The organism is Lacinutrix sp. Bg11-31, from assembly GCF_002831665.1.
In the GTDB taxonomy this organism is placed as follows: Bacteria; Bacteroidota; Bacteroidia; order Flavobacteriales; family Flavobacteriaceae; genus Lacinutrix.
In genome coordinates this window covers 1,998,214-2,024,262 of the sequence record NZ_CP025118.1, presented here as the reverse complement: position 1 = coordinate 2,024,262, position 26,049 = coordinate 1,998,214, and the positions used below count along the sequence as shown (strand labels likewise).

16 protein-coding genes and 1 tRNA gene are annotated in these 26,049 nt (G+C 32.7%); 4 read left to right on the top strand and 13 right to left on the bottom strand.

Annotated features, from left to right (window positions below; translation table 11 throughout):
* Positions 1 to 60: 60 nt before the first annotated feature.
* The 6 genes from CW733_RS09105 to folE form a co-directional block, all read right to left on the bottom strand.
* Positions 61 to 912: a serine aminopeptidase domain-containing protein gene (locus tag CW733_RS09105; RefSeq protein WP_100996899.1), complete on the bottom strand. Its 852-nt coding sequence runs from the start codon at positions 910 to 912 to the stop codon at positions 61 to 63.
* A 505-nt stretch (positions 913 to 1,417) separates the two neighbouring features.
* Positions 1,418 to 1,915, bottom strand: a complete 498-nt coding sequence (locus CW733_RS09095; RefSeq protein WP_100996897.1) for a DUF192 domain-containing protein — start codon at positions 1,913 to 1,915, stop codon at positions 1,418 to 1,420.
* Complete coding sequence (lgt, locus tag CW733_RS09090; RefSeq protein WP_100996896.1) at positions 1,915 to 2,850, bottom strand: prolipoprotein diacylglyceryl transferase; 936 nt, start codon at positions 2,848 to 2,850, stop codon at positions 1,915 to 1,917. The genes CW733_RS09095 and lgt overlap by 1 nt, the downstream gene beginning before the upstream one ends.
* Before the next feature lie 353 nt (positions 2,851 to 3,203).
* Complete coding sequence (gene yidD, locus CW733_RS09085; RefSeq protein ID WP_193786893.1) at positions 3,204 to 3,437, bottom strand: membrane protein insertion efficiency factor YidD; 234 nt, start codon at positions 3,435 to 3,437, stop codon at positions 3,204 to 3,206.
* 70 nt (positions 3,438 to 3,507) lie between these two features.
* Complete coding sequence (gene cysS, locus CW733_RS09080) at positions 3,508 to 4,989, bottom strand: cysteine--tRNA ligase (protein ID WP_100996895.1); 1,482 nt, start codon at positions 4,987 to 4,989, stop codon at positions 3,508 to 3,510.
* Positions 4,990 to 5,120: 131 nt separating this feature from the next.
* Positions 5,121 to 5,798 (bottom strand): GTP cyclohydrolase I FolE, encoded by a 678-nt coding sequence (gene folE, locus CW733_RS09075; RefSeq protein ID WP_100996894.1) that lies wholly within the window; start codon positions 5,796 to 5,798, stop codon positions 5,121 to 5,123.
* A 262-nt stretch (positions 5,799 to 6,060) separates the two neighbouring features.
* Here folE and CW733_RS09070 point away from each other — a divergent pair, with 262 nt between their 5' ends.
* Together CW733_RS09070 and CW733_RS09065 are read left to right on the top strand one after the other, a co-directional pair.
* A complete protein-coding gene (locus CW733_RS09070; protein WP_100996893.1) occupies positions 6,061 to 6,531 on the top strand; it encodes a hypothetical protein in 471 nt (156 codons plus the stop codon).
* A 13-nt stretch (positions 6,532 to 6,544) separates the two neighbouring features.
* Entirely contained in the window at positions 6,545 to 13,876 is a 7,332-nt protein-coding gene (locus CW733_RS09065; RefSeq protein ID WP_232730339.1) for a T9SS type B sorting domain-containing protein, read from the top strand.
* A gap of 418 nt (positions 13,877 to 14,294) precedes the next feature.
* Here the strand turns inward: CW733_RS09065 and CW733_RS09060 are convergent, their stop codons facing one another.
* Positions 14,295 to 15,233, bottom strand: coding sequence for a calcium/sodium antiporter (locus CW733_RS09060; RefSeq protein WP_100996892.1), 939 nt, complete (start codon positions 15,231 to 15,233; stop codon positions 14,295 to 14,297).
* Between the two features lie 23 nt (positions 15,234 to 15,256).
* A complete protein-coding gene (locus CW733_RS09055; RefSeq protein WP_100996891.1) occupies positions 15,257 to 17,248 on the bottom strand; it encodes an endonuclease in 1,992 nt (663 codons plus the stop codon).
* Between the two features lie 563 nt (positions 17,249 to 17,811).
* On the opposite strand from CW733_RS09055, the gene CW733_RS16625 reads away from it, so the two are divergent.
* Positions 17,812 to 17,964: an SsrA-binding protein gene (locus tag CW733_RS16625; protein ID WP_100996890.1), complete on the top strand. Its 153-nt coding sequence runs from the start codon at positions 17,812 to 17,814 to the stop codon at positions 17,962 to 17,964.
* 102 nt (positions 17,965 to 18,066) lie between these two features.
* A tRNA-Arg gene (locus CW733_RS09045) sits at positions 18,067 to 18,140 on the top strand.
* 107 nt (positions 18,141 to 18,247) lie between these two features.
* Here the strand turns inward: CW733_RS09045 and CW733_RS09040 are convergent.
* The 5 genes from CW733_RS09040 to CW733_RS09020 form a co-directional block, all read right to left on the bottom strand.
* The gene (locus CW733_RS09040) at positions 18,248 to 18,529 is read right to left on the bottom strand and encodes a helix-turn-helix domain-containing protein (RefSeq protein ID WP_100996889.1); all 282 of its coding nucleotides are present in this window, start codon (positions 18,527 to 18,529) and stop codon (positions 18,248 to 18,250) included.
* 194 nt (positions 18,530 to 18,723) lie between these two features.
* The gene (locus tag CW733_RS09035) at positions 18,724 to 20,379 is read right to left on the bottom strand and encodes a type I restriction-modification system subunit M (protein WP_100996888.1); all 1,656 of its coding nucleotides are present in this window, start codon (positions 20,377 to 20,379) and stop codon (positions 18,724 to 18,726) included.
* The gene (locus tag CW733_RS09030; RefSeq protein WP_100996887.1) at positions 20,379 to 21,515 is read right to left on the bottom strand and encodes an AAA family ATPase; all 1,137 of its coding nucleotides are present in this window, start codon (positions 21,513 to 21,515) and stop codon (positions 20,379 to 20,381) included. The genes CW733_RS09035 and CW733_RS09030 overlap by 1 nt, the downstream gene beginning before the upstream one ends.
* Positions 21,515 to 22,699 carry a restriction endonuclease subunit S gene (locus CW733_RS09025; RefSeq protein ID WP_100996886.1) on the bottom strand — a complete coding sequence of 395 codons (1,185 nt, stop codon included), beginning with the start codon at positions 22,697 to 22,699 and terminating at the stop codon, positions 21,515 to 21,517. The genes CW733_RS09030 and CW733_RS09025 overlap by 1 nt, the downstream gene beginning before the upstream one ends.
* Positions 22,692 to 25,652 (bottom strand): type I restriction endonuclease subunit R, encoded by a 2,961-nt coding sequence (locus CW733_RS09020; protein ID WP_100996885.1) that lies wholly within the window; start codon positions 25,650 to 25,652, stop codon positions 22,692 to 22,694. Before CW733_RS09020 ends, CW733_RS09025 begins: the two co-directional genes overlap by 8 nt.
* Between the last annotated feature and the right edge of the window lie 397 nt (positions 25,653 to 26,049).

Below are 26,049 nucleotides of genomic sequence, written 5' to 3'. Positions count from 1 at the left end.
CTCTCACAAGTCGCTCTTTTCAAGGAGCTCCAACAATTGCTCCATCCTTAACGCGCTAGCCTAAGTATTGCTTTCAATACATTCCTTAGTCATAAACCAAAGAGAGGTTTTAAAACGTTCCCTGAAAAAGCCAAAATGTCCAATATCTGGTACGTTTAATACTTCGGGATCTAAATGTAATCGCTCTACTTTAGCATTAGGAAAAAGCTTAGATAACCAATCTACAGTTTGCTTTGGTGCAAATGCATCATTAGGAAAGCTTAAAACTTTAATAGAACAAGTAATAGAGTCTAGGTGTAAATCTTCTTTTTTAGCAGTATCTAAAAAGTAGTTTTTTCTATTTCCCCAAACACGCCATTGGTAAGCAACACGCTTTGGAAGGTTTTCGAAAAGCTTTAGTTTTCTTGCAGGAAAATATCCGTATAAAGAAGTTGCAATTGGGATAATAGCATTCCAAAACAAAAACATCTTTGGTTTTTCTAAACCCTTAAAAAGATTCCAATAACCAGATTGCGAAGCAACAGTAATAATAAAATCTGCAAGCTTAATATTTTTGTTAAAAGCAATAAGTTGCCCACCAATACTATGTGTAATTAGTGTAATCTTGTGTTCAGGATTTTTTGATTTTGCAAAACTTAAAATTGATGCTTGATTAGAAGCCCAATCGTATAAGTTAGAAGTGTTGTTTTTTACGGCTTTACCATGAGATAATCCAATACCAGAATAATCAAAAGTATAAACAGTAAAACCTAGAGTACAAAAGTGTTCTGCAAATTTTAAATAGTAGTCTTGTAAAACACCAGTTGCAGATGAGATAACAATGCTTTTGTTATTAGAATTTTTTGGTAGAAATTGAGTAATAAAAATAGAATGAGTGTTTTGCTGTTCTATTTCTAAGACCTTCTGTTTCATTGGTTATTAATTTTCTTACTGTACGAATTTTGTAGCCTTAAATAGATAATATTAATTTAGGTTAAAAAGGAAGTTTATCCCAAGTGCATTTGAGACAATCTAACAAACTATCAGGTGCTGGTTTGTCCAAAAATAATTCATTAAAATAAGGCTTTTCTTTACTGTACTTAACTATAAACATTTTGCCAAAACTCTTTTCTTGAATTGATCTATCTGAAGTTTCTAACTTAGTTGTCATCGGAAATGAGCCTTCCCATAAACTATCATCAACATAAAAATTATACAAATACTCATTGGATACCTTCGCTCCGTATTCGATACCTTTAATGGTGCAAAATGTATAGCCTACATTAGTTTTTAAATAACTTCTTCTGTATTTATTTCCGAAATAAATATAACAAATCACAATAATCGTATATTAAAAGTAAAAATTAAATTTGATTTTTTCATTTAATATACGGTTGTAGATATTTGTTACTTAACTACAAATTTCATGGAGAGTAGATTACTCTTCAATCTTAAATACAAAATAGTCCATTCTGTCACCAACTTCTAATAGCCATTCTTCGGCTAAACCAGCATTAACCTCTAGTACAAACTGTGCTAAAGCATTAGATGGTAAAGAAGCTTCGTTAAATGGTTGTGCGTTTTCCTGAAAGCTAACCACTCTTTTGTTATGGTCTAAAAAGATAAGGTCAATAGGAAAGCGTGTGTTTTTCATGTAAAAATTACGCTCTCTAATTTCGTTAAAAACAAACAACATCGCTTGATTGTTTTTCATCGATTCGCGATACATTAAACCTGTTTCAATTTCAAAAGGTGTCTTCGCAATTTCAATATCTAGCTTGGCTATAATTGTATCTGCTGTAGTTTTGTATAATGTAAGCTCGCCTTCTTTTGTAAAAGTAACTTCGGGTTGCTTAATAGATTTTGGCTCGCTTTTACAAGCTATAATAGTTAAGCTAAAACTTAATAATAGTAGGGCTATTTTAAATGTTTTCATTAGTTGTAGTTAGATTTTTGTTTGTAAATAAACATAAAGTATAAGCCAATTAATATAAAAGGAATACTTAATACTTGTCCAGTATTCATAAACCAAATATAATCGTCTCGTCCATCTACTTGTGCAATTTTTACAAATTCTACAAAGAAACGAACCGTCCATAGTAATACTAAAAAAAGACCAAATAAGAAACCTGGTTGATTGTTTTTATTAGTTTTTAAGTAGAAGTACAATAGAATTAAGAATACAAAAATGTAGCAAAACGACTCGTACATTTGTGCAGGATGTCTATAAGGTACTGCTTGTAATAAATCTAAAAATTTAGGGTCGTTAGAAACTGCACGATATGCTTCTTTATAGTCTGCAATTCCTGTTAGTTTTACAATTTCTCCTTTAGAGTATTCTTCTTGTATAAAACGAACGCCTAATGGGAAATCTCCAGATAGTTTACCTACTATTTCAGAGTTGATAAAGTTTCCAAAACGAATAAAAATAGCTCCAGAAGCTACTGGAATAACTATGCGATCTAAAATCCACATTAACGATTTGTACTTGTACTTTCTTCTGTATAAATACATGGCAACAATAATACCTATCGCAGCGCCATGACTTGCAAGTCCTGAAAATCCTGAAAATTCAAATCTTGGATTAAAATGGAATGGTAAGAAAACGCTAAAGAAATCTTGAGAAAATAATTCTGGTTGATAGAAAATAACATGACCTAAACGTGCGCCTAGCATAGTTGCTAAAACGGTGTATATAAATAAAGGATCAAGATATTCGATCTTTACATTTTCTCTATTAAAAATGCGTTTCATTATATGCCATCCTACAATAAATGCAGAGACCCACATTAAACTATAAAAATGAATTTTGAAATTCCCAATAATATCAATTCCTGTTATAGGATTCCAGTTGAATTCTAATAAATACATAGATTGTTTTTTGTGATTGTAAATATAGTATTTATGCTCTATTTATTTTAGTATATCACAAATCATTAACATAACCACAATGTTTATTTTAAACAAAACCATTGGTGTGTGCGTTAAGGATGGAAAGGTTTGTTTGAGCTCTTTTTTTATTTTCGAAAAAAAGCGAGCCTTGAGAGCCTGACTTTTTGCTAGTTTTCAAGGTTTTTCACCTTGTAAGTTATAAGTGAAAAGGAACGCCCTAAAAATAATTAAGGGACTGGGTCGTAACCTTTGCCTCCCCAAGGCGACAGAGCGAAAAGAAAAGTACGGTGTACATTTTTAGCGAATGGGCGAGCTGGCTAGTTGTCATCCTTTCACGGAACTGGGTCATAGCCTTTGCCTCCCCAAGGATGACAACTAAAAATACGTTTTATGCTCAATTTCATGCCTTTTAAAAAACCATGTTTTTCTAAAGCTTCTTTTGTGTAATGAGAGCAGGTGGGCTGGTATCTGCACGTAGCTGGTGTAAATGGAGATATAAAAGTTTGATATACTTTTATTATAAATAGAAAAGGTGCTATTAATATTTTTTTCACAATATTTGTCATTCCTGCGAAGGCAGGAATCTTTTTTTTTTTTTTTTTTGATTCCTGCCTTCGCAGGAATGACAGTTATGGACTAGTTTGTAGAAAAAGTTGTGCCTTCTCTACTATCGTTTAATGTTATGCCAACTTCGGCTAGTTCGTCGCGAATTTGATCGGACAAAGCGAAATCTTTATTCGCTCTAGCTTCTTGTCTTAATTTTATAAGTAATTCTACCGCTCCAGAAAGTTTTTCTGTGCCTTCGGCAGAATCTTTCGCATTGTTTAAGCCTAATAGTTCAAAAACAAATGTGTGTAATGCATTTGTAAAGTATTCTAAATCTTCGCTAGAAATGGTTGTGTTTCCTTCTTTTATAGCGTTGATGTGGTTTACGGCTTCGAATAAATTGGCGATTAAAATAGGAGTATTAAAATCGTCGTTCATTGCATCGTAACAAGTCTGTTTCCATGTTTTAACATCGAAAGAAGAAGTGTTTGAGGCTTTTAAGTTGTCTAAATCATTGACTGCATTCATTAGGCGATTAAAGCCTTTTTCGCTTGCTAAAAGACCAGTGTCTGTTAAGTCTAAAATGCTTCTGTATGCAGCTTGCATCATGAAAAAGCGTACTACATTTGGGTTGTAAGGTTTGGATAGGATATCGTTTTTGCCCGAAAGTAATTCGGCAGGATTAATATAATTTCCTGTAGATTTACTCATACGAGAACCATTAAGTTCTAACATGTTTGCATGCATCCAGTAGTTTACTGGTGCTTTACCTTTTGCTGCTTGGTTTTGTGCAATTTCACATTCGTGATGTGGGAATTTTAAATCCATTCCACCTCCATGAATATCGAATTGTTCGCCTAAGTATTTTGTACTCATGGCAGTACATTCTAAATGCCAACCAGGGAAACCGTCGCTCCAAGGTGATGGCCAGCGCATAATATGGGTTGCTTCTGCTTTTTTCCAAAGAGCAAAATCTTGCGGATTCTTTTTATCACTTTGCCCGTCGAGTACACGTGTATTATGAATTAGGTCTTCAAGCTTACGTTTGCTTAAAATACCATAATTGTTAATCTTGTTATATTTATGAACATCGAAATAGACAGATCCATTTACTTCGTAAGCAAATCCGTTATTTATAATAGTGCTAATAAGTTCAATCTGCTCTATAATATGACCAGTCGCAGTAGGTTCTATACTTGGTGGTAATAGGTTGAAAGTGTTAATTACATTATGGAAATCTACAGTATAACGCTGTACAATCTCCATAGGTTCAATTTCTTCTAAACGTGCCTTTTTAGTAATCTTATCTTCACCAATATCTGCATCATTTTCTAAGTGTCCAGCATCTGTAATGTTTCTAACGTAGCGTACTTTGTAACCTAAATGTTTTAGGTAACGAAATACCATATCGAAAGACATGAATGTTCTTACATTTCCTAAATGCACATTACTGTAAACTGTTGGTCCACATACATACATACCAACATAACCTTCTGTAATAGGTTCGAAAGTTTCTTTTTTTCCGGTTAAAGAATTATAGACTTTTATGTGTTGGTTTTTGTAAAGCTGCATTGGTGTTTGGTGTAAAGTTGAAATACTCCATTTTAAAAGAGGCTTTCTAACGCGTTAATTTATTAGTTTTAGATTCGGCATCTAATCTAATAATTTTCTTCGAAAATAAATTCTAATTGTTTTTTTGTTAACTAGAATTTAGTCTCTAATTTAATGTAATCTAAAAACTCACGTTTTGTTTCTTTATTTTGAAACTGTCCACCAAACTCTGAAGTTACTGTGCTACTTTCAATATCGCGAATACCACGAGAGTTTACGCATAAATGTTTAGCATCTATAACGCAAGCAACATCGTCTGTATTTAATACTTTTTGAAGCTCTTTTACTACTTGAATAGTTAAACGTTCTTGTACTTGAGGGCGTTTTGAGAAATAATCTACAATTCTATTCATTTTAGATAAGCCAACAACAGTACCATTAGAAATGTAAGCAATGTGTGCTCTTCCAACAATAGGGAGTAAATGATGCTCGCAAGTAGAGTAAACAGTTATGTTCTTTTCTACAAGCATTTCTCCGTACTTATATTTATTATCGAAAACCGATGCTGTTGGTTTTTTCTCTGGATTTAAACCTCCAAAAATCTCATTAACAAACATTTTAGCAACACGTTTTGGTGTGCCATTTAAACTATCGTCTGTTAGGTCTAAACCTAGGGTTTCCATAATATGGCGAACATCGTCTTTTATTATGTCTATTTTTTCTTTGTCCGAAAGCTTAAAAGCATCAGCCGTCATTGGTGTGTCAGAAGATGTGCCTACGTGGTTTTCTCCTAATTCGTCATTTGTGTTTGTAGTATTCTCAATTTTCATGTGTTCAAATTCTAGCTATAGTCATAAATATGTAAAAAAATAGTCGTAAAAAATACGCTATACTTTCAGCATTATAATATTGAAAAAAAAAGGGATAAATATTCCTATAAATCTTCGGTTAGCAAAGATAAGTAATAAAAAAATTAGAGCAACAAGGTAGGAGTTTTTATATTTTGGTTGTTATATTTTTAGATCAGTGAATATTAACAAAAAGTTAATTATTTTTTGCTATTTTTAGCATCTTAAAAAACGGTATTTATTTATGAAACTCAAATTACTTTATGCATTTGCTTTATTGTTTACAATTAGCTTTTTTAGTGCAACGGCCCAATCTTCAAAAATGCAACCACTTAAACTGGTTAAATATAAAGATAATGTTAAGGCTCCATTATCATCTCAAGAGCTGTCTTTTATAAAGGAAGTTTATTCAGATAAATTTGATGCTTATGTGTTGAATAGGCCTCAAAAATTAAAAGATTTAAAAAATTTACTTAGAAATAGAATTATTATTAAAGAAATGCCAGAATTAGTAGGTAATACTGAAAAGTATAAAACATTAGCTGAGGCAGGATTGTTTAATGCTTATAATTCAGCATTAACTTTCGATACAACCTATAATAAAAGCACTTTTAATGTTTTAAAGTATAATCTTGAATTTTATGGTAGAGGTTCAAGAGTTTATAGGATATCTAATACCAATTTTTTCATCGTAATACTATCTCAACATCAATAAAAAAAATACAACAATGAATAAGTTTACTATACTAATTACATTTTTATTTATTTCAACTGTTGCATTGGCTCAAGATGTTTTAATGCAAACAGGAACAATTACTCAATGTTCAGGAATGTTTTACGATTCTGGAGGAGCTGGAGGAAATTATGGTAGTGATGAAAGTTTCACACTTACTATTTGTCCTGATGTTGCTGGAAATCAAATTCAACTTGATTTTACAGATTTTAGTACTCAAACAGGAAATGACACAATAACATTTTACGATGGAGATGATATTACAGCAAATAACTTTGGAACCTATTCTGGAGCAGGAGCAGCTAATAACCCGGGTTTTGTGTCTGCAACACCAAATAATGCAACAGGTTGTATAACTATTGTATTTACTTCGGATGCTTCTGCAACAACTACTGGTTGGGCAGCTACAATTTCGTGTTTTGAGCCTTGCCAGACAATTGTTTCTCAATTAGATAGTTCTACGCCTACTCCAAATGGAGATGGTTATATTTGGGTTTGCCCAGGTGAAGATGTAACACTTAATGGTAGTGGAAGTTTTTCTGTAGATGGTACAGGAGCTGCTTACGAGTGGGATTTAGGAGATGGTAATACTATGGCTGGTGAAACAGCAACTTTTTCTTACCCTAATCCTGGAGTATATATTGTAAACTTAAATATTACAGACACCAATACCGATCCAGCACCTGGAACAGGATGCACAAATACAAATTTAATTAATCAAGTCATACAGGTAGGTACTGAGCCTGATTTTTCAGGTACTCAAGCGGCACAAAGTACATTGTGTTTTGGAGATACTACTACTATAGCAGGTGTAGTAACACCGGTTGAGTTTATAAACGATTGTACTCCACCAGTTAGTGGAACAACTTTTTTACCAGATGGAAATGGAGCTACTTATCAAACTTGTGTTACTGTAGATTGTTATGATTCTGCTCAAACGGTAACAGACATAAATCAAATTATAGGTATTTGTGTTAATATGGAACATTCTTATTTAGGTGATTTAGATATTAATATTATTAGCCCTACAGGTGCAGTAGCAATACTAAAAGCATATCCTGGAGGAGGAGGTACTTATCTAGGAGGAGCTAATGATGACGGTTCTACTACGCCTGGAGTTGGTGCAGATTATTGTTTTTCTACAGCAGGAACAGTTACTTTAGAAAATGGACCAACAATAACGGCAGGAAGTAATCCGGCAGGTAATTCTATAACTCCTGGAACATATTTACCAGAAGGAACTTTAAACACACTATTAGGTAGCCCATTAAATGGAGATTGGTGTATTCAAATTATTGATAATTTAGGTGCAGATAATGGGTTTATTTTTTCTTGGAGTATCGAGTTTGATCCAAACTTACAGCCTCCAGAACTATCTTTTACACCAACAACAGTTACAGAGGGTTGGGATGCTGATACTACAATAACAAATACTACAGGAAATACTATTACTGTTGCTCCGCCAACTGCTGGGCAACATTGCTACACATACAGAACTACAGATGATTTTGGATGTGAATATGAAGAAGTGGTATGTATAGATGTGTTACCAGAAATTGTAACAGCAGCTCCAAATAATTTATTTTTATGTAACCCAGGAGCACCTCCTTATATTTTCGATTTAACGCAAAATGATGCTATAATAAATGGACCTGCTACGAATCCTGCAGACCAAATTATAACGTATTATGAAACGCAAGCTGATGCTGATAATGAAACTAATCCTATTGCAAATCCAACTGCGTATTCTTCAATTGCAGTAATAGGTGTGCCGGAAACACTATTTGTTAGAATAGAATATTTAACTTCAGGTTGTTTTGAAACATATTCTTTTACATTAAATATTACTGCTCAACCAGTTATTAATCCAGCTTTGGATATGGTGTTATGTGATGATATTTCTAATGATGATACTGAACCTTTTGATTTAGAATCTCAAAATTTAATAATATTAGGAACACAACCAGCAACAGATTATACTGTTACTTATTATGCGTCTCTTACAGATGCTGCGGCAGGTGTAAATTCTTTAGTTAGTTTATATAATAACACTAGTAATCCACAGCCTATTTTTGTTAGAGTGGAATTAACTGCAGACGCTACGTGTGTTAATGTAACTACAAATCCATTAGGAGAATTTAATCTTATTGTAAACCCAAGTCCAGAGATTACATCTTTAACAAGCAATACAGATATATGTTCTGGTGAGGATGCTACATTTACAATTACTGGGACAGCTAATCATATTGTAGATTATAATATTAATGCAGGAGGAACACAGCAAGTAACTCTTGATGCAGCTGGACAAGCTGTAGTTACTGTAGCAGCAGTTGCTGCAGACCAGGTAATTACATTAGAATCTGTTGTGGATCCAGCTACAACATGTACTACTCCTTTAACAAATACATTAACTGTTGTTGTTAATGCAAATCCAACTGTTGTATTAACGAGTAATACAAGTGTATGTTCTGGAGCTGATGCAATATTCACAATTACAGGAGATGCAGGTAATGTTGTAGATTATAATATTAATGCAGGAGGAACATTGCAGGCAACATTAGATGCTGCAGGTGAAGGAGTAATAACTATTACTGGAGCAACTTTAGATCAAATTATTACTTTAGAATCTGTTGCAAATCCAGTTACAACATGTTCAAGTGTTTTAACTGACACTAACACTGTAACTATAGGAGCTAATCCAGTTATAACATCTTTAACAACAAATACAGATATATGTTCAGGAGCAGATGCCATTTTTACTATTAATGGTACTGCAGATGATGTTGTAGATTACACTATTAATGGAGGAGCTACACAACAAGTAACTATTGATGCAACAGGTCAAGCTGTTGTAACAATTACAACTGCAACTGTAGATCAAACCATTTTATTGGAAACAGTAACTAATCCAGTTACTTTTTGCTTTGGAACTTTAACTGATACAGCAACAGTTACAATCCTTCCAAACCCAACAGTTACACTTACAAGTAATACAGCAGTGTGTATTGGAGATGATGCAGTATTTACTATTACAGGAGTTTCAGGGAATATTGTAGATTATAATATTAATGGAGGAGGAACTTTACAGGCAACACTTGATGCAGCAGGAGAATCTGTTATTACAATAGTAGCTCCAACAGTGGATCAAGCTATGAATTTAGAGTCTGTAAATAATCCAACAACAACTTGTACTAGTGCTTTAACAGATTCAAATACAGTTACAATTAACCCACTCCCAACAATAGTTGTACCAACACCACTAGAAGTTTGTGATGATGGCACACCAGATGGAATAACAGAAATAGAGCTAACCATAAAAAACAACGAAATTTCAGGCGGTAATCCAGCATACGCTGTAACGTATTACTTTTCACAAGCAGATGCAGATGCACAAGCTAATCCATTAGCGAGCCCGTACACTAACGTTGTGCCTAACATGCAAACTATTTTTGTAGGCGTACAAGATGTAAATACAGGATGCTACGACACAACAACATTAGATCTAGTAGTAGAGCAAGCACCAGTAGCTTTTACACCAGCGAATTTAGAATATTGCGATCCAGACAGTGATGGATTTGGCGTCTTTACACTTACCGATTCGGAAGCAGAAATCACAGGAGGCGCACCAGGACTTACGGTAACTTACCATGAAACGATGTCAGATGCAGACAACAATGTTAATGCATTAGCAAGTCCTTATAATAACATTGTAGTCAACATGCAAACCATTTACGTGCGTGTAGAAAGTTCTACAATTGCAACCGACTGTGCAACATTTGTAGACTTAGTACTTATTGTCAATCCAACACCACAAATAACAACAGCATTAGTATTAACACCACTAGAAGTTTGTGATGATAATGCCGATGGTTTTGCTACGTTCGATTTACCAACCAAAGATCCAGAAATTCTAAACCTATTAGATGCAGATACTTCTAACGATTTAGACCCAACATTATACACTATTACGTATTACACCTCAGAAGCTAATGCTGAAGCACCAACCAATGCTATTGCAACACCAAACGCCTATGTAAATACAACGGCAAACATGCAAACCATTTGGGTACGAGTAGAAGATAATGCTACAGCTTGTTATAAAACAGTAGCCTTAGAATTAATAGTAAATCCATTGCCAGTATTAGTACAGCCAACACCACTAAGTTTATGCGATGTTAATAATCCAGGCGATGAAGTAGAAGCCTTCAACTTAGAAGATGCTAATGCACAAATACTAGCCGGACAAACAGGTATTACTTTAACTTACTTTAGCACACAAGCAGGAGCAGACACTAACGACGCAACAGTAGAAATCGTTAGTCCATATTCTAACACAAGCAATGCACAAACGGTTTACGTTAGAGCAACAAACAATGTTACAGGATGTGTAAGTACGATTACTCTAGATTTAAGAGTAAACCCATTACCATCACCAGTAGCAATGCCGTTACCATCAGACGAATGTGATGACGATAACGATGGTTTTTACGATATGTTCGATCTAGACGGTCAATCTGCAATAATAGCCAATGGCGAGCCAGACATCACTATTAGCTACTACGAAACAGAAGCCGATGCGATGAGCATGACAAATCCATTAGTAAGTCCATACGCAAACATCGTAGCCAATCTGCAAACCGTTTATGTGTTAGCAGAAAACGATATTACCGGTTGTTTTACCATTGTAACTATGGATTTAGTAGTATTACCATCACCAGTAGTCCCAATAGCAATCGACGACTATATTATTTGTGATGATGATAACGATGGTGTTAACCAGTTTGATTTTGATGCAGTAATCACTCCTCAAATTTTTACAGGAGGACAAACAGCAGCAGACTTTGTATTAACCTACCACACAACACAAGCACTAGCAGACTCAGGAAACAACCCAATAGTAAACACCAGTAATTATACTAATGTTGCTAATCCACAAACAATATATATACGTTTAGTAAGCAATGCTAACGGTTGTGTAACTACAGGAAGCTTTATTATAAGGGTAGAATTTCCACCAGTAATCGATGCTAATTATGATAATGAATTAACCCAATGCGACGATCTAGATGCTAATTATATGGAAGCCAATGATGGCTTTACAAGTTTCGATTTAACGGTTGAAGACATCGAAATCACAGGTGTTACAAACGTGAGTTGGATAGTTACTTATTACGAAACATTAGCCGATGCTCAAGCAGATACTAATGCTATAGCAGACCCAACAGCGTATACTAATATCGTTAATGGACCTCAAACCGTATACGTAAGAGTTACCGATAGCGACACAGGCTGCTTTAGCTTTACAACCGTAACCATTAGAGTGATCCCAAATCCATCACCAAGTCCAAATCCAGTAGATTTAGAATTGTGTGACGATATAGACATTGTAGGACCAAACGACTTATTAGAAACCTTCGATTTAACACAAAACGAAGGCTTCATTATCAATGGAGAAGTAGGTGTAACAGCAAGTTACTACATTACACAAGACGATGCTGTAATGGGTAACAATGCAATAGTAGATCCAACACAACATATTAACGAAGATCCTGCAAATCCAAACGTAGCAGTAACACCACAAACTATTTTTGTACGTCTTACCAATGGTACAGATGCTACAGGATTAAACGGAACAGGTTGTTACAGTTTAGTAAGCTTCGATGTTATTGTAAACCCATTACCAGTGGTTACACCAGTAAACGATTACGTTATTTGTGAGCTGAATACAGACAACGTTGCAGACTTCGATTTAACAACGATGACAGCAGCGATATTAAACGGACAAGATCCTTTAATATTCACAGTCACTTACCATGAAACGCAAGGCGAAGCAGATGCTTCAATGAACGATTTAACAGCAAGTGGCGATTACACAAATACTAGTGATCCACAAACTATTTACGTAAACATTACAAACACAGTAACAGGATGTGATACCACAGCATTAACCTTCAATTTAGTAGTAGACGAAGCAGCACAAGCCAATCCAGATGGTGTTGCAATACTTTACCAAGTATGTGACGATACTATGGAGTTTGATAACGATACAACAAACGACATGGTTGAGTTTGATTTAGCAACACAAAATCCTTTTGTATTAGATGGCCAAGACCCATTAAATTACACGGTAACGTATTACGATAATCAAGTCGATGCAGATGCAGGTACAAATCCGCTACCATTTACATATACCAATACAGTAAACCCACAAGTAATTATTGTAAGAGTAGATAATGATATTCCAGGCACACTAAATTTAGATCTTACTACATTAACTGTAGGATTAGATGTTAATGGCGATGGCACAATAGATACAATCGACACCACTGTACCAGCAGATGGCATATTTGATATTGTAGATATTAATGGTGATGGAGTAGCAGAAGGATTTGATACCAATGCAGATGGCATTATAGATTACATCGACTTAGATGGTGATGGTCTTGGTGATTTAGTAGATTTAAACAACGATGGAGAAGTAGATAACGATACGTCTGCTTGTTATGAAACAGCAGAAATCACTTTACAAGTAAACCCAATGCCATCATTTACTTTAGAAGCAGAGTATTTATTATGTATCAACACAAATGGTACAGAAGTAATTAACTCACCAGTAATAGACACAGGGTTAGATCCAGCATTCTATACTTTTGTATGGAACTTAAATGGCACAGATATAGCAGGCCAAACAGCAGAATTCTTAGAGCCAACCGAAGGCGGAACTTATGGTGTTATAGCAACAGATATCGCAACAGGATGTCCAAGTATTGAAGTTAACACTTTCGTAACAGTAAGCGAGCCACCAGCAGTAGCTTATGAGATAACAAGCTTAGCTTTTGCAGATCAACACGATATATTAGTAACAGCAACAGGTACAACAACGACCTCAATAGCAGTATACGAGTTTAGTATCGATGGCGGCAGTTGGGAATTAGGAACGTTAAATGCAGCAGGAGCATATGTGTATACCTTTACAGATGTTGCAGCAGGAGAACACATGGTAACAGTAAGAGACACGGTAGGTTGTGGAGAAACAACAATTCCAGTTATGGTTATGGATTACCCATTATACTTTACACCAAATGGAGATGGTTACCACGACACATGGAATGTTTACGATATTGGAAGACAGCCAGACGCTGTTATTTATATCTTCGATCGTTACGGTAAACTATTAAAACAGTTAAGCCCAGCAGGAGCAGGATGGGATGGTACTTACAACGGTAACCCAATGCCAACAAGTGATTATTGGTTTACTTTAGAATATAGAGAACCAAGTACAGATGAGAAAAAATCTATTCGTAGACACTTTACACTAAAGAGGTAGAAATCATAGGATAAGTCTTTAAAACTAAAAAACGCCTGAACATTAGTTCAGGCGTTTTTATTTATTTACAAAATACTAGTTACTGTTTGAGTTTTCTTAAAGATAGGTGCGTCAATAATTTTATAGTTAAATTGAATACGTATAAGAGCTTTTTAATACAGTATAATCATATTGTTGGTCTTAAGTGGGCTGTTGAGTGAGTAGCGTTAAGGATGGAAACGGCATCCTTTTTTTTACTTATAAATACAAGTAATCTAGAATATAAATAGATCTCTATTAATTAAGATGCTGAAATGGGTTGAGTTAAAAAAAGATACAGTGGACAGCCTGACCAAGATGATGCTTTTTAGCATGTTTTGGTAACGCCCAAAATATATAATTCAAATCTTTTTAGGCTCATTTTACTTCTAAATAGGTGTTATTTAAAAGAAAAATATAGAAATAGACAATACCCTAAAACTAATAGTAAGCCCTTGTATCTACTAATTTGCATGAATTTTGGGATTAATATTAGAACTAATAGAATTGCGGAAAAGCCAATCATCCAGAAAATGTCGCTATCTAATATTTTTGCATCTGTAACAGGTATGTCTTTAATAATAGAAGTTAGTCCTAAAACTGAACCTATATTAAAAATATTAGACCCTATTAAATTACCTAAAGACAAGGCTTTTTCTTGTTTGGCAGCAGCAATGATTGAAGCAGCTAATTCTGGTACACTAGTACCAATTGCAATTACAGTTACAGCTATTACAGCATCGCTAACACCTAGTGCTTCGGCAAGGCTTTTTGCTCCATCTACTAACCAAACAGATCCAAAATATAGCGCTATTGCACCAATAAGTAGCCATGTTAGAATTTTATAATTTGCTACTGTTGCAAGGACATCGTCTACATCGTCTGAACTTGCATCTGATTTAGAGTTTTTAATTATAACAACTATAAATACTACTAAACAGCAAAATAGAATGATGCCTTCTGTACTTGATAACATGTTATCGTTGGCAAGAAAGTAATATAGTAGGAATGAAAAGAATAGCATTACAGGCCAATTAAGCTTGTAAAAAGATTTATCTACAGCTATAGGTCCCAAAAGTGCAGTAATACCTAAAACCAATCCTATATTGGCAATGTTTGAGCCTACAACATTGTTAATTGCGATAGCAGGAGCATTATTTAATGCTGCTTGTAAGCTAACCAATAGTTCTGGTGCTGAAGTTGCAAAAGAGACAACCGTCATACCAATAACCATTTTAGAAATATTTAATTTAAAAGATAAAGCTATTGAAGCTTTTACTAAAAAATCTCCTCCTATTACTAAAAGTATAAGGCCTAAAATTACCCAAAGTATGCTCATGAAATTAGTTTTTTGCGAAGATACTATTTAACTAGAAACTTTTTTGTTTCTGTTTTGCCTTCGGAAGAAATTCTAGCATAATATATTCCGCTTGATAATTCTAAATTAAGAGGCGAGTTGTTTTTAAGTGTTTTGGATTGTATTTTTCTACCTTCGGAAGAATATATAACGACTTGATATTCGTTGTTTTTTCCAGAGATGAACAGTTGATTGTTTACTGGGTTTGGATAGAGTTTTATGGTTTCGGTTTCGAAATCTGTAACACTTAAATTGTTATTCCATGCAATTCCAGTATTTGTTCCCCAAATATAATCTACCAATTCTGGCATATCGATTAATGGATTCCTATTAAATTGCCATGTGTAGATGACGTTGTTTCTATTCATTTCGAAATCGTCTGGTGGATCTTGATTGTGCCATTGTAGTAAGGTTGCTAAATCTCCCATCTGTCCATCTATATCTGGATAACCGTTTACAACGGATAATCCATTATAACGTAATTGCATATATAAAACACTACGTGCAACATCTCCCTTAAAACTACCTACATTGCTTGTTGGGCCATTATATTGTCCGTAATGTTGGTTACTTCTTGAGCTATTTTCTGGTCCATCTGCAGCTCTTAGAGCGTGCGCATCTGAGTTCCCATGACGTAAAGAATCTGCGGTTGTGTTCCAATAGGATTCAATTCCGTCTGCTATATCGTCGAGATCAATACTCCCATAACCTGCTAAAGATCTTGGAAAAGTATGTTCTCTATTCCATTTTCCAGTACTAATAGAACTTGTTTGAAAATCTAATTTTGATCTTCCTTGTTCGGTATAAACCAACCAAACTTGGTTGTTGTTGTTAGGGTTTTGGTCTGCTTCTTTTAGAATATCAATAATATCTGAATAGGTTTGTGCACGAACAACACCTTCTTCTGCAATAATGTTTTGTATTGCTTGTTCTAAATTAGCTCCAGATTCTCCATTTAAAGTATCGTAATAACCTGCTGGTTGTGTACTTTGTACAGCACCTGTTGGTATAGGATTTGTACTTGAAGGAATTGGGGCATTAAAAGGTGAGGCAACAGGATTAGCATCTACAACACGTAGATTTACAAAATTGTTGAACGGAATATAAGGCGAAGCTAAATTAACAAACTTAATTAATAGTTCCTCATCTCCATCGTTAACACCATCATCTAAAATAGAAATTGATGTTGTTACAGTGTTTTGGCCATTAGTTATTGTAACTGTTGTGTTTCCTGTATAGTCAGCAGTATTAAAACCAGAATTATTTAGCGTAAAGTTAATTACAGCGTCTGCTGTTACATTAGTCTCTGCAGTAAAGGTGATGTCTAATGTTTCTCCTTCATTATATTGAGATTGTATATTAGAAATTGTAATAGGATTAAAAACAACACCAGAGCCGTCGTTTAATTGCCTTGGAGTTGGAGTCGCAGCTGTATAAGTTCCATCATTATTAAGTTGAATGGATTTAGGATTTGCATTTGTACCGTTATCATTTATCTGCTCTAGTGATTCAAATCCAGGAGCATCATTAAAAAATTCAAGTAAATTTGTAACTGCAGAATCATTAGTTTCATAAATAACAACATCCACGATATTAGTTAGCGTTGCATCGGTTAAATCTGGAAAATCCGAAGCGTTTGCTTGGTAAATAACAGCAGCATCTGGACCATTTTGTATAAGGTTTTGAGAGATAAGTAATTGAGGAAAAGGAGTAACTAAATCACTACCTATAACAAAAAGGCCATTAATATCTGTAGTTAAGCCATCTAGGTCTAAAGCGAAATAACTTTTGCCTCCTGTGCTACTTGTATTAGACCCATTAAATAATACTAAAACATAACCATTTAGACTAGCATTAGGACTTGAAGTTTTTAATTCTATAAACTCTTTTGTGTCAATGCTTGGTGTATCGCAATCTATTTCGTTTATAACAACAGCTTGACTAAAAGCAATATTGCATAAAAATAATAAAACTAAACATTGGTAATACTTTTTCATTTGGGGTCTTTTTTGCAAATATACGACTATAACCTAACCAGAATATTATTGAAAGGTTATTTAACTTTTTGAATTTAGATTAATGAAAGCATGAAATATGATGGCTTTTTTAATGAAAGCTCCCTTGGTTAATAAAAAAGAAGTCAAAAAGACCCTACAATTGTTCTGTATTTATATGTAAAATTACTTTATTGATTATGAATTAAAACTATATTCAAGACTATTTGTTTAATGTTGAAATAATATACGTCTATTCTGTTATATAAGTAAAGCGAGTTACATTAGTTTATGATGTTTTGTTTGGTTGTTAATATCGAAAAAATATATCTTCAAAAAACAATCATGAAATTTCATGTTATTATTAACCTTAAACTAAAATATGATGCTAACACTTGCAAAAATTATTATCGATGTTATATTATCGATATTTCTGTAACCACAAAATGTAAAACTTAGTCTAGAATAAGTTTTACTATTTTTTTAAAGGAATCAGCATTTGGCAAACACTAATTAAAAGTATAATTTTGAAGTCTTAAATAATAGTAGATTATTTTTATTGTATTATGAAAAAACAAGCGTTTAAAATACTAGCAAAAGTTAATAAGGCAGTTTTGCCTAGTTATACAAGAAAGAGACTAGATTTAAGTAAAGCCACTAAACTACAGATGGCTGTTTTTGGTTGGAAACTGTATGTTACTAAAAATGCATTGGACTAATTCCATTAGTCATTTTAAAATTCATTTGATATAAATTTATAATTTTCTGCTTTTACTTTGTCTATTGTATAAAAAGATATATATTTGCACCCAGAAAAAAAAGGCCTCGTGGCGCAACTGAATAGCGCACTTGATTACGGCTCAAGAGGTTACTGGTTTGAATCCAGTCGAGGTCACTAGAGTAGATAAGGGTTTCAAGAAATTGAAACCCTTTTTTTATTTTCCATTTGCAGAATATTTGCAGAAAATATAAGATTTAATACTACTATTAATTTATCTCTGATTATTCGTTTTTTCTCAGTATAGCTAGTATCTCCTGCTTATTGTAATAGCGCTTATTACCGATACTGTAACTTTTCACAATTCCCTTGTTTGTCCAATTCCAAAGTGAAACTAGACTAATTTTTAAAAAATCGGCTGTTTCTTGTCTTGTTAAATATGCATCGTTCCCATTAGTGTGCAATTCATTTAGATAATGTTTTATTTTTATTAAAAGCTTATCTGCTACTTTATCTGCGAGTTCTTCAAAAGTGATTTCTTGGATTTGAATTGTTTTTGATACCATAATTGAGTTTTTATATCAAATATAAAACTCAATAGTAATTTAATGAAACAATGTTTTAATTTCAATTAGATATTTCTAAATCAATATAAAACTGTTTATTAATCTCTAGGGTTACTGTATAACGAAAATAACCACGCTCATAGCAATTAAATGAGTGTGGTTATGTTCTTATATGCTTTTGGGTAGAAGGTTGTTTAAATGGAGTCTAAACCTAATTCTTTTAAATAGTTATTATGTTCGGCAAGTGCTTTTGCTGATTTCTTTTCTATATCAATTATTTTAGCATTTACTTCTTTTAAATCAATTTTAACTTCTGCTTTTGCTGTACTTACATATCTAGAAATATTAAGGTTATAGTCGTTTTTCTCTATTTCTGCCATTGATACTCTACGAGCATAACGCTCAATAGGTTGCTCTGGTCGATTCATATAAGTATCAACTATTTTCTTAATATCATTAGGTTCTTTAGCGTCTATGACACCATTCACTTTACCATTACGTAAAATATTTTGACGTTTCTCTTTTTTATAATGCTCACTTGCATTTATAAACAATACATCATCGTCTTTTTTACATTTTTTCAATATTAATATACATACAGGAATACCTGTTGAAAAGAATAGATTTGATGGTAAACCAATTACTGTATCTATGTTACCATCTTTTAATAATTTGGTTCTTATTCTAGATTCTGCACCACCTCTAAATAGAACACCGTGAGGTAAAATAATAGCCATTGTACCTTCATCACTTAAAAAGTGTAAACCGTGTAATAAGAACGCAAAATCTGCTGCTGATTTAGGTGCTAAACCGTAATTTTTATAACGGAAGTTTTCTCCCATTGCTTCGGATGCATCCCAACGTAAACTAAAAGGTGGATTTGCTACAATAGCATCAAAGGTTGTTTTTTTAGCTGGATTCATTTCATTTAATAAATCCCATTCGTTTTTTAAGGTATCACCGTGAAATATTTCAAATTCTGAATCTTTTACACCGTGCAATAACATATTCATACGTGCTAAGTTGTACGTTGTTATGTTTTTTTCTTGACCGTAAATTCTACTAATTGTACCGCCTGCTTTTTCTATTTTGTCTTTTACATTTAACAATAAAGAACCTGAACCACAAGCAAAATCTAGTACTCTATTTAATTTTTTCTTTTTTCCTGCTTTAGGGTTTTGACTGTCTAAGGTTACAATTTCTGATAGTATTGTAGACAATTGTTGTGGTGTATAAAACTCTCCTGCTTTTTTACCAGAACCTGCTGCAAATTCACCAATTAAATACTCGTACGCATCGCCAAGCGTATCGCTATCTGTTGAAAAATCTGCAATACCTTCTGATATTTTTTGAATGATTTTACACAGCTTCTTGTTTTTTTCTTCGTAAGTTTTTCCTAGTTTTTCTGAATCTAAATTAATTTCTGAAAACAAGCCTTTAAAAGAACTTTCAAACGAATCATTTTCGATATGTTTAAATCCTTTTTGTAAGTCTCTTAATAAATCTTCATCTTGTTTTCTAGCAAGTTCGGAAATACTACTCCATAAATATTTTGGCTCAATAACATAATGCACTTTTCTACGCATTTGTTTTTCAAAAGGCTCAATGTCTTTTGGGTTAGCTTCATACCAAACTGAAAGCGGTGTGCGCTTGTCGTCTTCCTCTAATTTAGGATAATCTGAACCTAATTCTTTTTTTACGGAACCTTCGTAATTATCTGATAAGTAACGTAAAAATAAAAATGAAAGCATATAATCACGAAAATCATCTGCATTCATTGCACCTCTTAAATCATTAGCTATATCCCAAAGTGCTTTACCTAATTGTTCTTGTTTTTGTTTTGCTGTCATTATGCTACAGTTTCAGTAGTTTCGTTAAAAATTTCTGGTAAATCAAATTCATATTTATCAAGAAATCCATTAAATATTTTTTTAAATAATTCTTTATTATCTGCTCCCATTTCTCTAGGGTCATAAACAGAATACTTACCGTGACTAAATAGCTGTAAGGCTCTATTGAAAAGAACTTCATCCTCTAATCCTTGGATGCATTTGTTTATTTTGTCATATCCAAAAAAGCTTGCTGTTTTTTCTAAAATACTTCTAAGTGTATTAAAGTGATATGTGTAAATCTCTTCTGTTGCTACAGCCTTTTTTAATTGACTAATTATAGCAATATGATGAAAAAAAGGCACATCACCTGTATTATGAAGTGCATAGCTTTGCGAATCTTTTGAATGTAAATAGTAACTTTTGTTTTTAATACTTCTGGTTAATTCATTAAACATTACATTAAAAAACAAACTATGATGCGTAGATACTATAGTTTTTATTTTATTATCTTCTCTCTTAATTAGATTACCTAAATCACAAGCTACAGAAATAGCTTTGTTTTCGTCTAATGAAGAAATAGGGTCATCTATGTAAAAGTACTTTACCCAATTATATGCACCTGTATCTTCATTACTATTTACTTGGTCTATTGCTACTTCACATATTGCTATAAAAAAACACCAAATAAAAAGATTTTCTTCACCTCTTGATATTTTAATATTATTAACTCTCTCTAAAGTATCATCGATCAAAACATCTCTTGAAAATGTAACCGTGTAGTTGTCATAATCAATAATAAAATTAAGATTTACATAATTTTGAAATAATGCACCAATTTTGGTTTCCATTTCTAATTCTTGTAAACCATCAAAAAAAGCAGAATCTTTATTGAATGTTAAAACTCTTTCTGTGTCGTTTTCAATGTCATTATTCCATATAAAAAGGTCTTCGGTAAATGCATTGAAATACAAAGTATCTCTAGCACCACCTACTTTACCTAGTTCTTTAAACTCCATAGATAACCTTGTTTTCCCTGTACCATTATGAGCAAAAAACAAAACAAGTTCTTTTTCTGGTCTATGGTCACCAGTAAGATCTTTACGGAAATGAGTAGCAACCTCTGTTAAATTACTAAAATTGGTTATTGTACTCATTATGAAATGTCATTTATATTAGGAAACAATCTTTGCATCAAACCTTTTTTATGGTCTTTTAATGCTTCTATTTTTGTTGTTTGTGCTTCTATTAAATCATCTAAGCTAGAAATACAATTGGCTATTTTTGGTTGTTCATCAGTATCGATATTTGGGTAAGAAATTATTTTATCCTTTAATATTGAATAATGTCTCTTGTATTCTTTCATTATTAAAGGATTGCTTTGTAAAGCATAGAACAAATAACGTGTATCTATAAGTGTATTTCCTTTGAGTATTTTAATACCATCAGCTCCTTGAATAAATGGACTTTCAACAATTTTAAGAGCGCAAGTATGGTCTCCAAAAACTATCAAAGGAAAATCATTTTTAACTAGTGCTTTTTTATCATCAGACCAACCTGCAATTTCATTTTGAGATTGGTCAATTATAGGATATTTACCATTTTCTTGAAATTGAGAAGATTTTAGTTTCTTGGGTGGTGAAATGTTTAAAACTAAGTTGGATAATTTATCTTCTTCCCAATCTCCATTATTTTCGAACTCTGGAAAACGAAATTGCGGTTTGGTTTCTCCATTAACAGGAAACAACTGTTGTAACAAACCCTTTTTGTGGTTTTTTAAATAATCTAGTTTTTCGGTCTCTGATGTTATTAAATTATCTAATGAAGAAAGACAACTAGCTATTTTTTCTTGTTCTTTTGGCTTAGGGAAATAAACACTATACTTTTTCATTAATGACTTATCACCTCTAGGCATTTTAACTCCTTTTGCTCCTTTCATTACATAATTAATGAAAACGTCATTTTTTAAAATATGTTGTAAAAAAAACTCGGATATAGAAGAGCCTGCCCTAAAAACAATAACATCATTTGAAGCAGTTCCTTCTTTATCAGAAAACCACACCTTCTTTAAATAAGGTCTAATATTAGCTATTAAAATGTCCCCTTTTTTATATGTTGTAAAAGAACCTGAATCTGGTAGTTTATTGGATTTTTTAACGCCACCATAATTGGGCAGAAGGTTTTCTGTGCTTATATAAGTCTTAATATCTAGTTCTGCTTTTGGTGTTTTATCATTTACAAAAACAGATACCTTTTTATTTCCCAAATCAGATATTTCCCAACCGTTTTCAAATTCAGGAAAACGTAATGAAGGAACTATTTTGTGTTTTTGTTTATTCATAAGCGTTTAATCCTGCTATTTCACGCCCTAAAGCTATTTTATTTAATAATGGCACTAAGTCTTCCATTAAAGCTAATTCTTTTACTCTGCGGTCTTTCCAGCCTAATTCTAAAGGCTCTAATAAATCAGTAAGTTTTTCACCATCAAAAATCATACGGTTCATAATTTCATTTATAAAAGCATTTAGACTTTCTTTTGTAAGACTATGCTTGTCTGCAATATCTTGTATTTCTTTAGCAGATATTTCATCTTTAAATTTTTGATAACCAAAGCGTATTTCTTTTTCATTTAAGGCATTACCAACCTCTAAAGTATTTATGTAAGCAATGATGCCTTCGCGTTCGTCCATTAAATTGGAGCTAGAACCTAATAAATTTATTAATTCCTCACGTGTCATTTTATGCTTGGATGGTTTGTCTTGTGTAAATTGTGCTATTAAGCCTATGATATAATCATAGTCTATAATCGCAGATGAAAATAACACATATTCAAAATTTAATTGCTGAACATCTTTTGATGCTTTATCCCCTTGTTTGTTCTGTGTTGCTTGTAGACGTTTTGCTGTGTCTAAATACACCGATTTAAAGGAACGTAAATCATCTTCAGGTAATAATGCTTCAATAGTTTCGTTTTGTGTTTCTTCAAGGTCGGTATATTGGTCTAATTGTGTTTTATAACGTTGTACTTCTTTAAAAGCATTTATAAAACCTGCACGAGCTTCATCTCCTTTTAAATTACTTACTTCTGAAGGAGAACAAGATAAACCTTTAGCCTCCATAAATTGGTTTAATTGTTCTACAGCCTCTTTATATTTTTCTATTACTTTAGGTGCTGCATCAACTAACCAAATTTCTTTTGCTTTTTCTATTTTAGCTCCAGAGAAACGAATCATCGCTTTATTTACTTCTTCTTCCTGGTCTCTAAATACTAAAATATTACCATAAGGTTTTGTATCGTTTATTACTCTATTAGTACGAGAATAGGCTTGTATTAAACCGTGATACTTTAAATTTTTATCTACATATAGCGTATTTAAATACTTAGAATCAAAACCAGTTAATAACATATCTACCACTATCATCACATCAATTTTATTTTTGTGAGGATAATCTGCATTTGAATATTTTTGGTCTTTTATGCGTTGCTGAACATCTTGATAGTATAAATCGAAATCGTTTATTCTATGATTGGTATTGTATTGGGTGTTATAGTCTGCAATAATAGTATTTAATGCTTCTTTCTTTTTATTCGGCTCTACCGTATTATCAGCTTTTTCTTGTGGTAAATCCTCTTGTATTTGTTGTATATCTTTATTACCCTCTGCTGGCGGTGAAAACACACACGCTATTTGTAAAGGTTTATAATCTTCATTTTCCTTTACTTTCTCTGCCTGTAGCTTTTTAAAGGTTTGGTAATACTGAATAGCATCATTTATAGAAGCTGTAGCAAATACCGCATTAAAACGCTTGTAATGTGTTGCTTTATCGTGTTTGTTTAATATCGCTTTCGTTACCGCTAACTTATGTACATCATCACCTACCGTTATTTTTTCTTCTGGTTTAAAATAGTCGATATGAAAACGTAATACATTTTTATCTTCTATTGCGTTTGTAATGGTATATGCGTGTAATTCTTTTTGAAAAACATCTTCTGTAGTTTTATAAGATGCAGTTTCTCCTTCAATTGTTTTATAACTTGAATTTTCTTCAAAAATAGGTGTTCCTGTAAAACCGAATAGTTGTGCTTTAGGAAAGAACTCTACAATAGCTTTATGGTTTTCTCCAAACTGTGAACGGTGACATTCATCAAAAATAAAAACTACTCTCTTATCTTTTAATTGCTCTAAATGTTCTATATAATTTTTATCGTTTTTTGTATCTAACGCTAAACCTAATTTTTGAATGGTTGTAACAATTACTTTATCTGCATAATCTGTAGAAAGCATTCTTTTTACCAATGTTTTTGTATTGGTATTTTCTTCTACACTACCTTCTTGAAATTTATTAAACTCATCTCTTGTTTGTCTATCTAAATCTTTTCTATCTACAACAAATAAACATTTTTCAATATCATCATTATCTTTTAAAAGTGTAGAAGCCTTAAAAGATGTTAGTGTTTTACCACTTCCTGTAGTGTGCCAGATATAACCGTTTCCTCTATCTTGTTCTATACAGTCTACAATAGCCTTTACTGCATAAATTTGATAGGGACGCATTACCAATATTTTTTGCTCAGTTTCTACTAACACCATATATCGACTAATCATTTCACCTAGAGTACATTTAGCTAAAAATTTATCGGTAAACTCTTCTAAACCATCTATTTTAGAATTGTTTTTCCTTGCTAATTTATATACAGGTAAGAATTGTTCATCAGCATTAAAAGCAAAGTGTTTGTTATTGTTATTAGAGAAGTAAAAAGTCCTAGATTGATTACTAACAATAAATAACTGCATAAAGCACATTAACGAATTGGTATATCCGTTACCAATATCATTTTTATAGTCTACTATTTGTTGCATAGCACGATTAGGACTAATTTCTAAGGTTTTTAGCTCTATTTGTACAACTGGCACTCCGTTAATTAATAAAATAACATCATATCTATGATTGCTATTTTCTGTATTCATTCGAAGTTGGTTAATTACCTCAAAATCATTCTTACACCAATCTTTTATATTAACTAATGTGTAATGTAATGGCGTATCATCTTCTCTAATAAATGTATTTCTTTTTCTTAAATGATTAGAAGATTTAAATACATCTGGATTTATAATTTCAGTTAATAACTTATCAAATTCAGCATCAGTTAATTTCACTCTATTCAATGCTTCAAACTTCTGTCTAAAATTTAATTCTAAAGCACTCTTTGTTCTAATATCTTTACGATACGTATATTTTAAATCCGATAATCTTTCGATTAGTTCTTCCTCTATTTGTTGTTCTTTGGTCATTGATGCAAGTAGCGTAATTTGAATTGTTAAAAATATAATATTAATTTGAATATATTATGAGGGTTTACTCATTTACTTTTTATTGCGATATAAGTATAGCAACAATGCTGTTGCGTTGTTTTTTTTTGAAACAATATTGGTAGAAGTATTATAATTAAAGTTTCGCGATGTTGTTGTTGATTGTTGCTAATTTGTTTTAAACAACAAGATAGCAAGAGTTTAAAGTATAAACAAGCAGTAAACAATGCAGCAACAAACACAAAAAAAAGCTGTTGTTAAATTGTTTGAACCTTAAAATAATTGAGGATTTCATACTTAAACAAGCATTAAGCAATGTAGTTGTAGTAGTAAATCCTAAAAAGAATACTGTTGGTATTTTGTTGTTGGTTGTTGTTGG

Bases quoted from the DNA above. Each gene is read 5' to 3' on its own strand.
- CW733_RS09105 (WP_100996899.1), bottom strand. From the start codon at position 912: ATGAAACAGAAGGTCTTAGAAATAGAACAGCAAAACACTCATTCTATT.
- CW733_RS09095 (WP_100996897.1), bottom strand. From the start codon at position 1,915: ATGAAAACATTTAAAATAGCCCTACTATTATTAAGTTTTAGCTTAACT.
- lgt (WP_100996896.1), bottom strand. From the start codon at position 2,850: ATGTATTTATTAGAATTCAACTGGAATCCTATAACAGGAATTGATATT.
- yidD (WP_193786893.1), bottom strand. From the start codon at position 3,437: ATGACAAATATTGTGAAAAAAATATTAATAGCACCTTTTCTATTTATA.
- cysS (WP_100996895.1), bottom strand. From the start codon at position 4,989: ATGCAGCTTTACAAAAACCAACACATAAAAGTCTATAATTCTTTAACC.
- folE (WP_100996894.1), bottom strand. From the start codon at position 5,798: ATGAAAATTGAGAATACTACAAACACAAATGACGAATTAGGAGAAAAC.
- CW733_RS09070 (WP_100996893.1), top strand. From the start codon at position 6,061: ATGAAACTCAAATTACTTTATGCATTTGCTTTATTGTTTACAATTAGC.
- CW733_RS09065 (WP_232730339.1), top strand. From the start codon at position 6,545: ATGAATAAGTTTACTATACTAATTACATTTTTATTTATTTCAACTGTT.
- CW733_RS09060 (WP_100996892.1), bottom strand. From the start codon at position 15,233: ATGAGCATACTTTGGGTAATTTTAGGCCTTATACTTTTAGTAATAGGA.
- CW733_RS09055 (WP_100996891.1), bottom strand. From the start codon at position 17,248: ATGAAAAAGTATTACCAATGTTTAGTTTTATTATTTTTATGCAATATT.
- CW733_RS16625 (WP_100996890.1), top strand. From the start codon at position 17,812: ATGAAAAAACAAGCGTTTAAAATACTAGCAAAAGTTAATAAGGCAGTT.
- CW733_RS09040 (WP_100996889.1), bottom strand. From the start codon at position 18,529: ATGGTATCAAAAACAATTCAAATCCAAGAAATCACTTTTGAAGAACTC.
- CW733_RS09035 (WP_100996888.1), bottom strand. From the start codon at position 20,379: ATGACAGCAAAACAAAAACAAGAACAATTAGGTAAAGCACTTTGGGAT.
- CW733_RS09030 (WP_100996887.1), bottom strand. From the start codon at position 21,515: ATGAGTACAATAACCAATTTTAGTAATTTAACAGAGGTTGCTACTCAT.
- CW733_RS09025 (WP_100996886.1), bottom strand. From the start codon at position 22,699: ATGAATAAACAAAAACACAAAATAGTTCCTTCATTACGTTTTCCTGAA.
- CW733_RS09020 (WP_100996885.1), bottom strand. From the start codon at position 25,652: ATGACCAAAGAACAACAAATAGAGGAAGAACTAATCGAAAGATTATCG.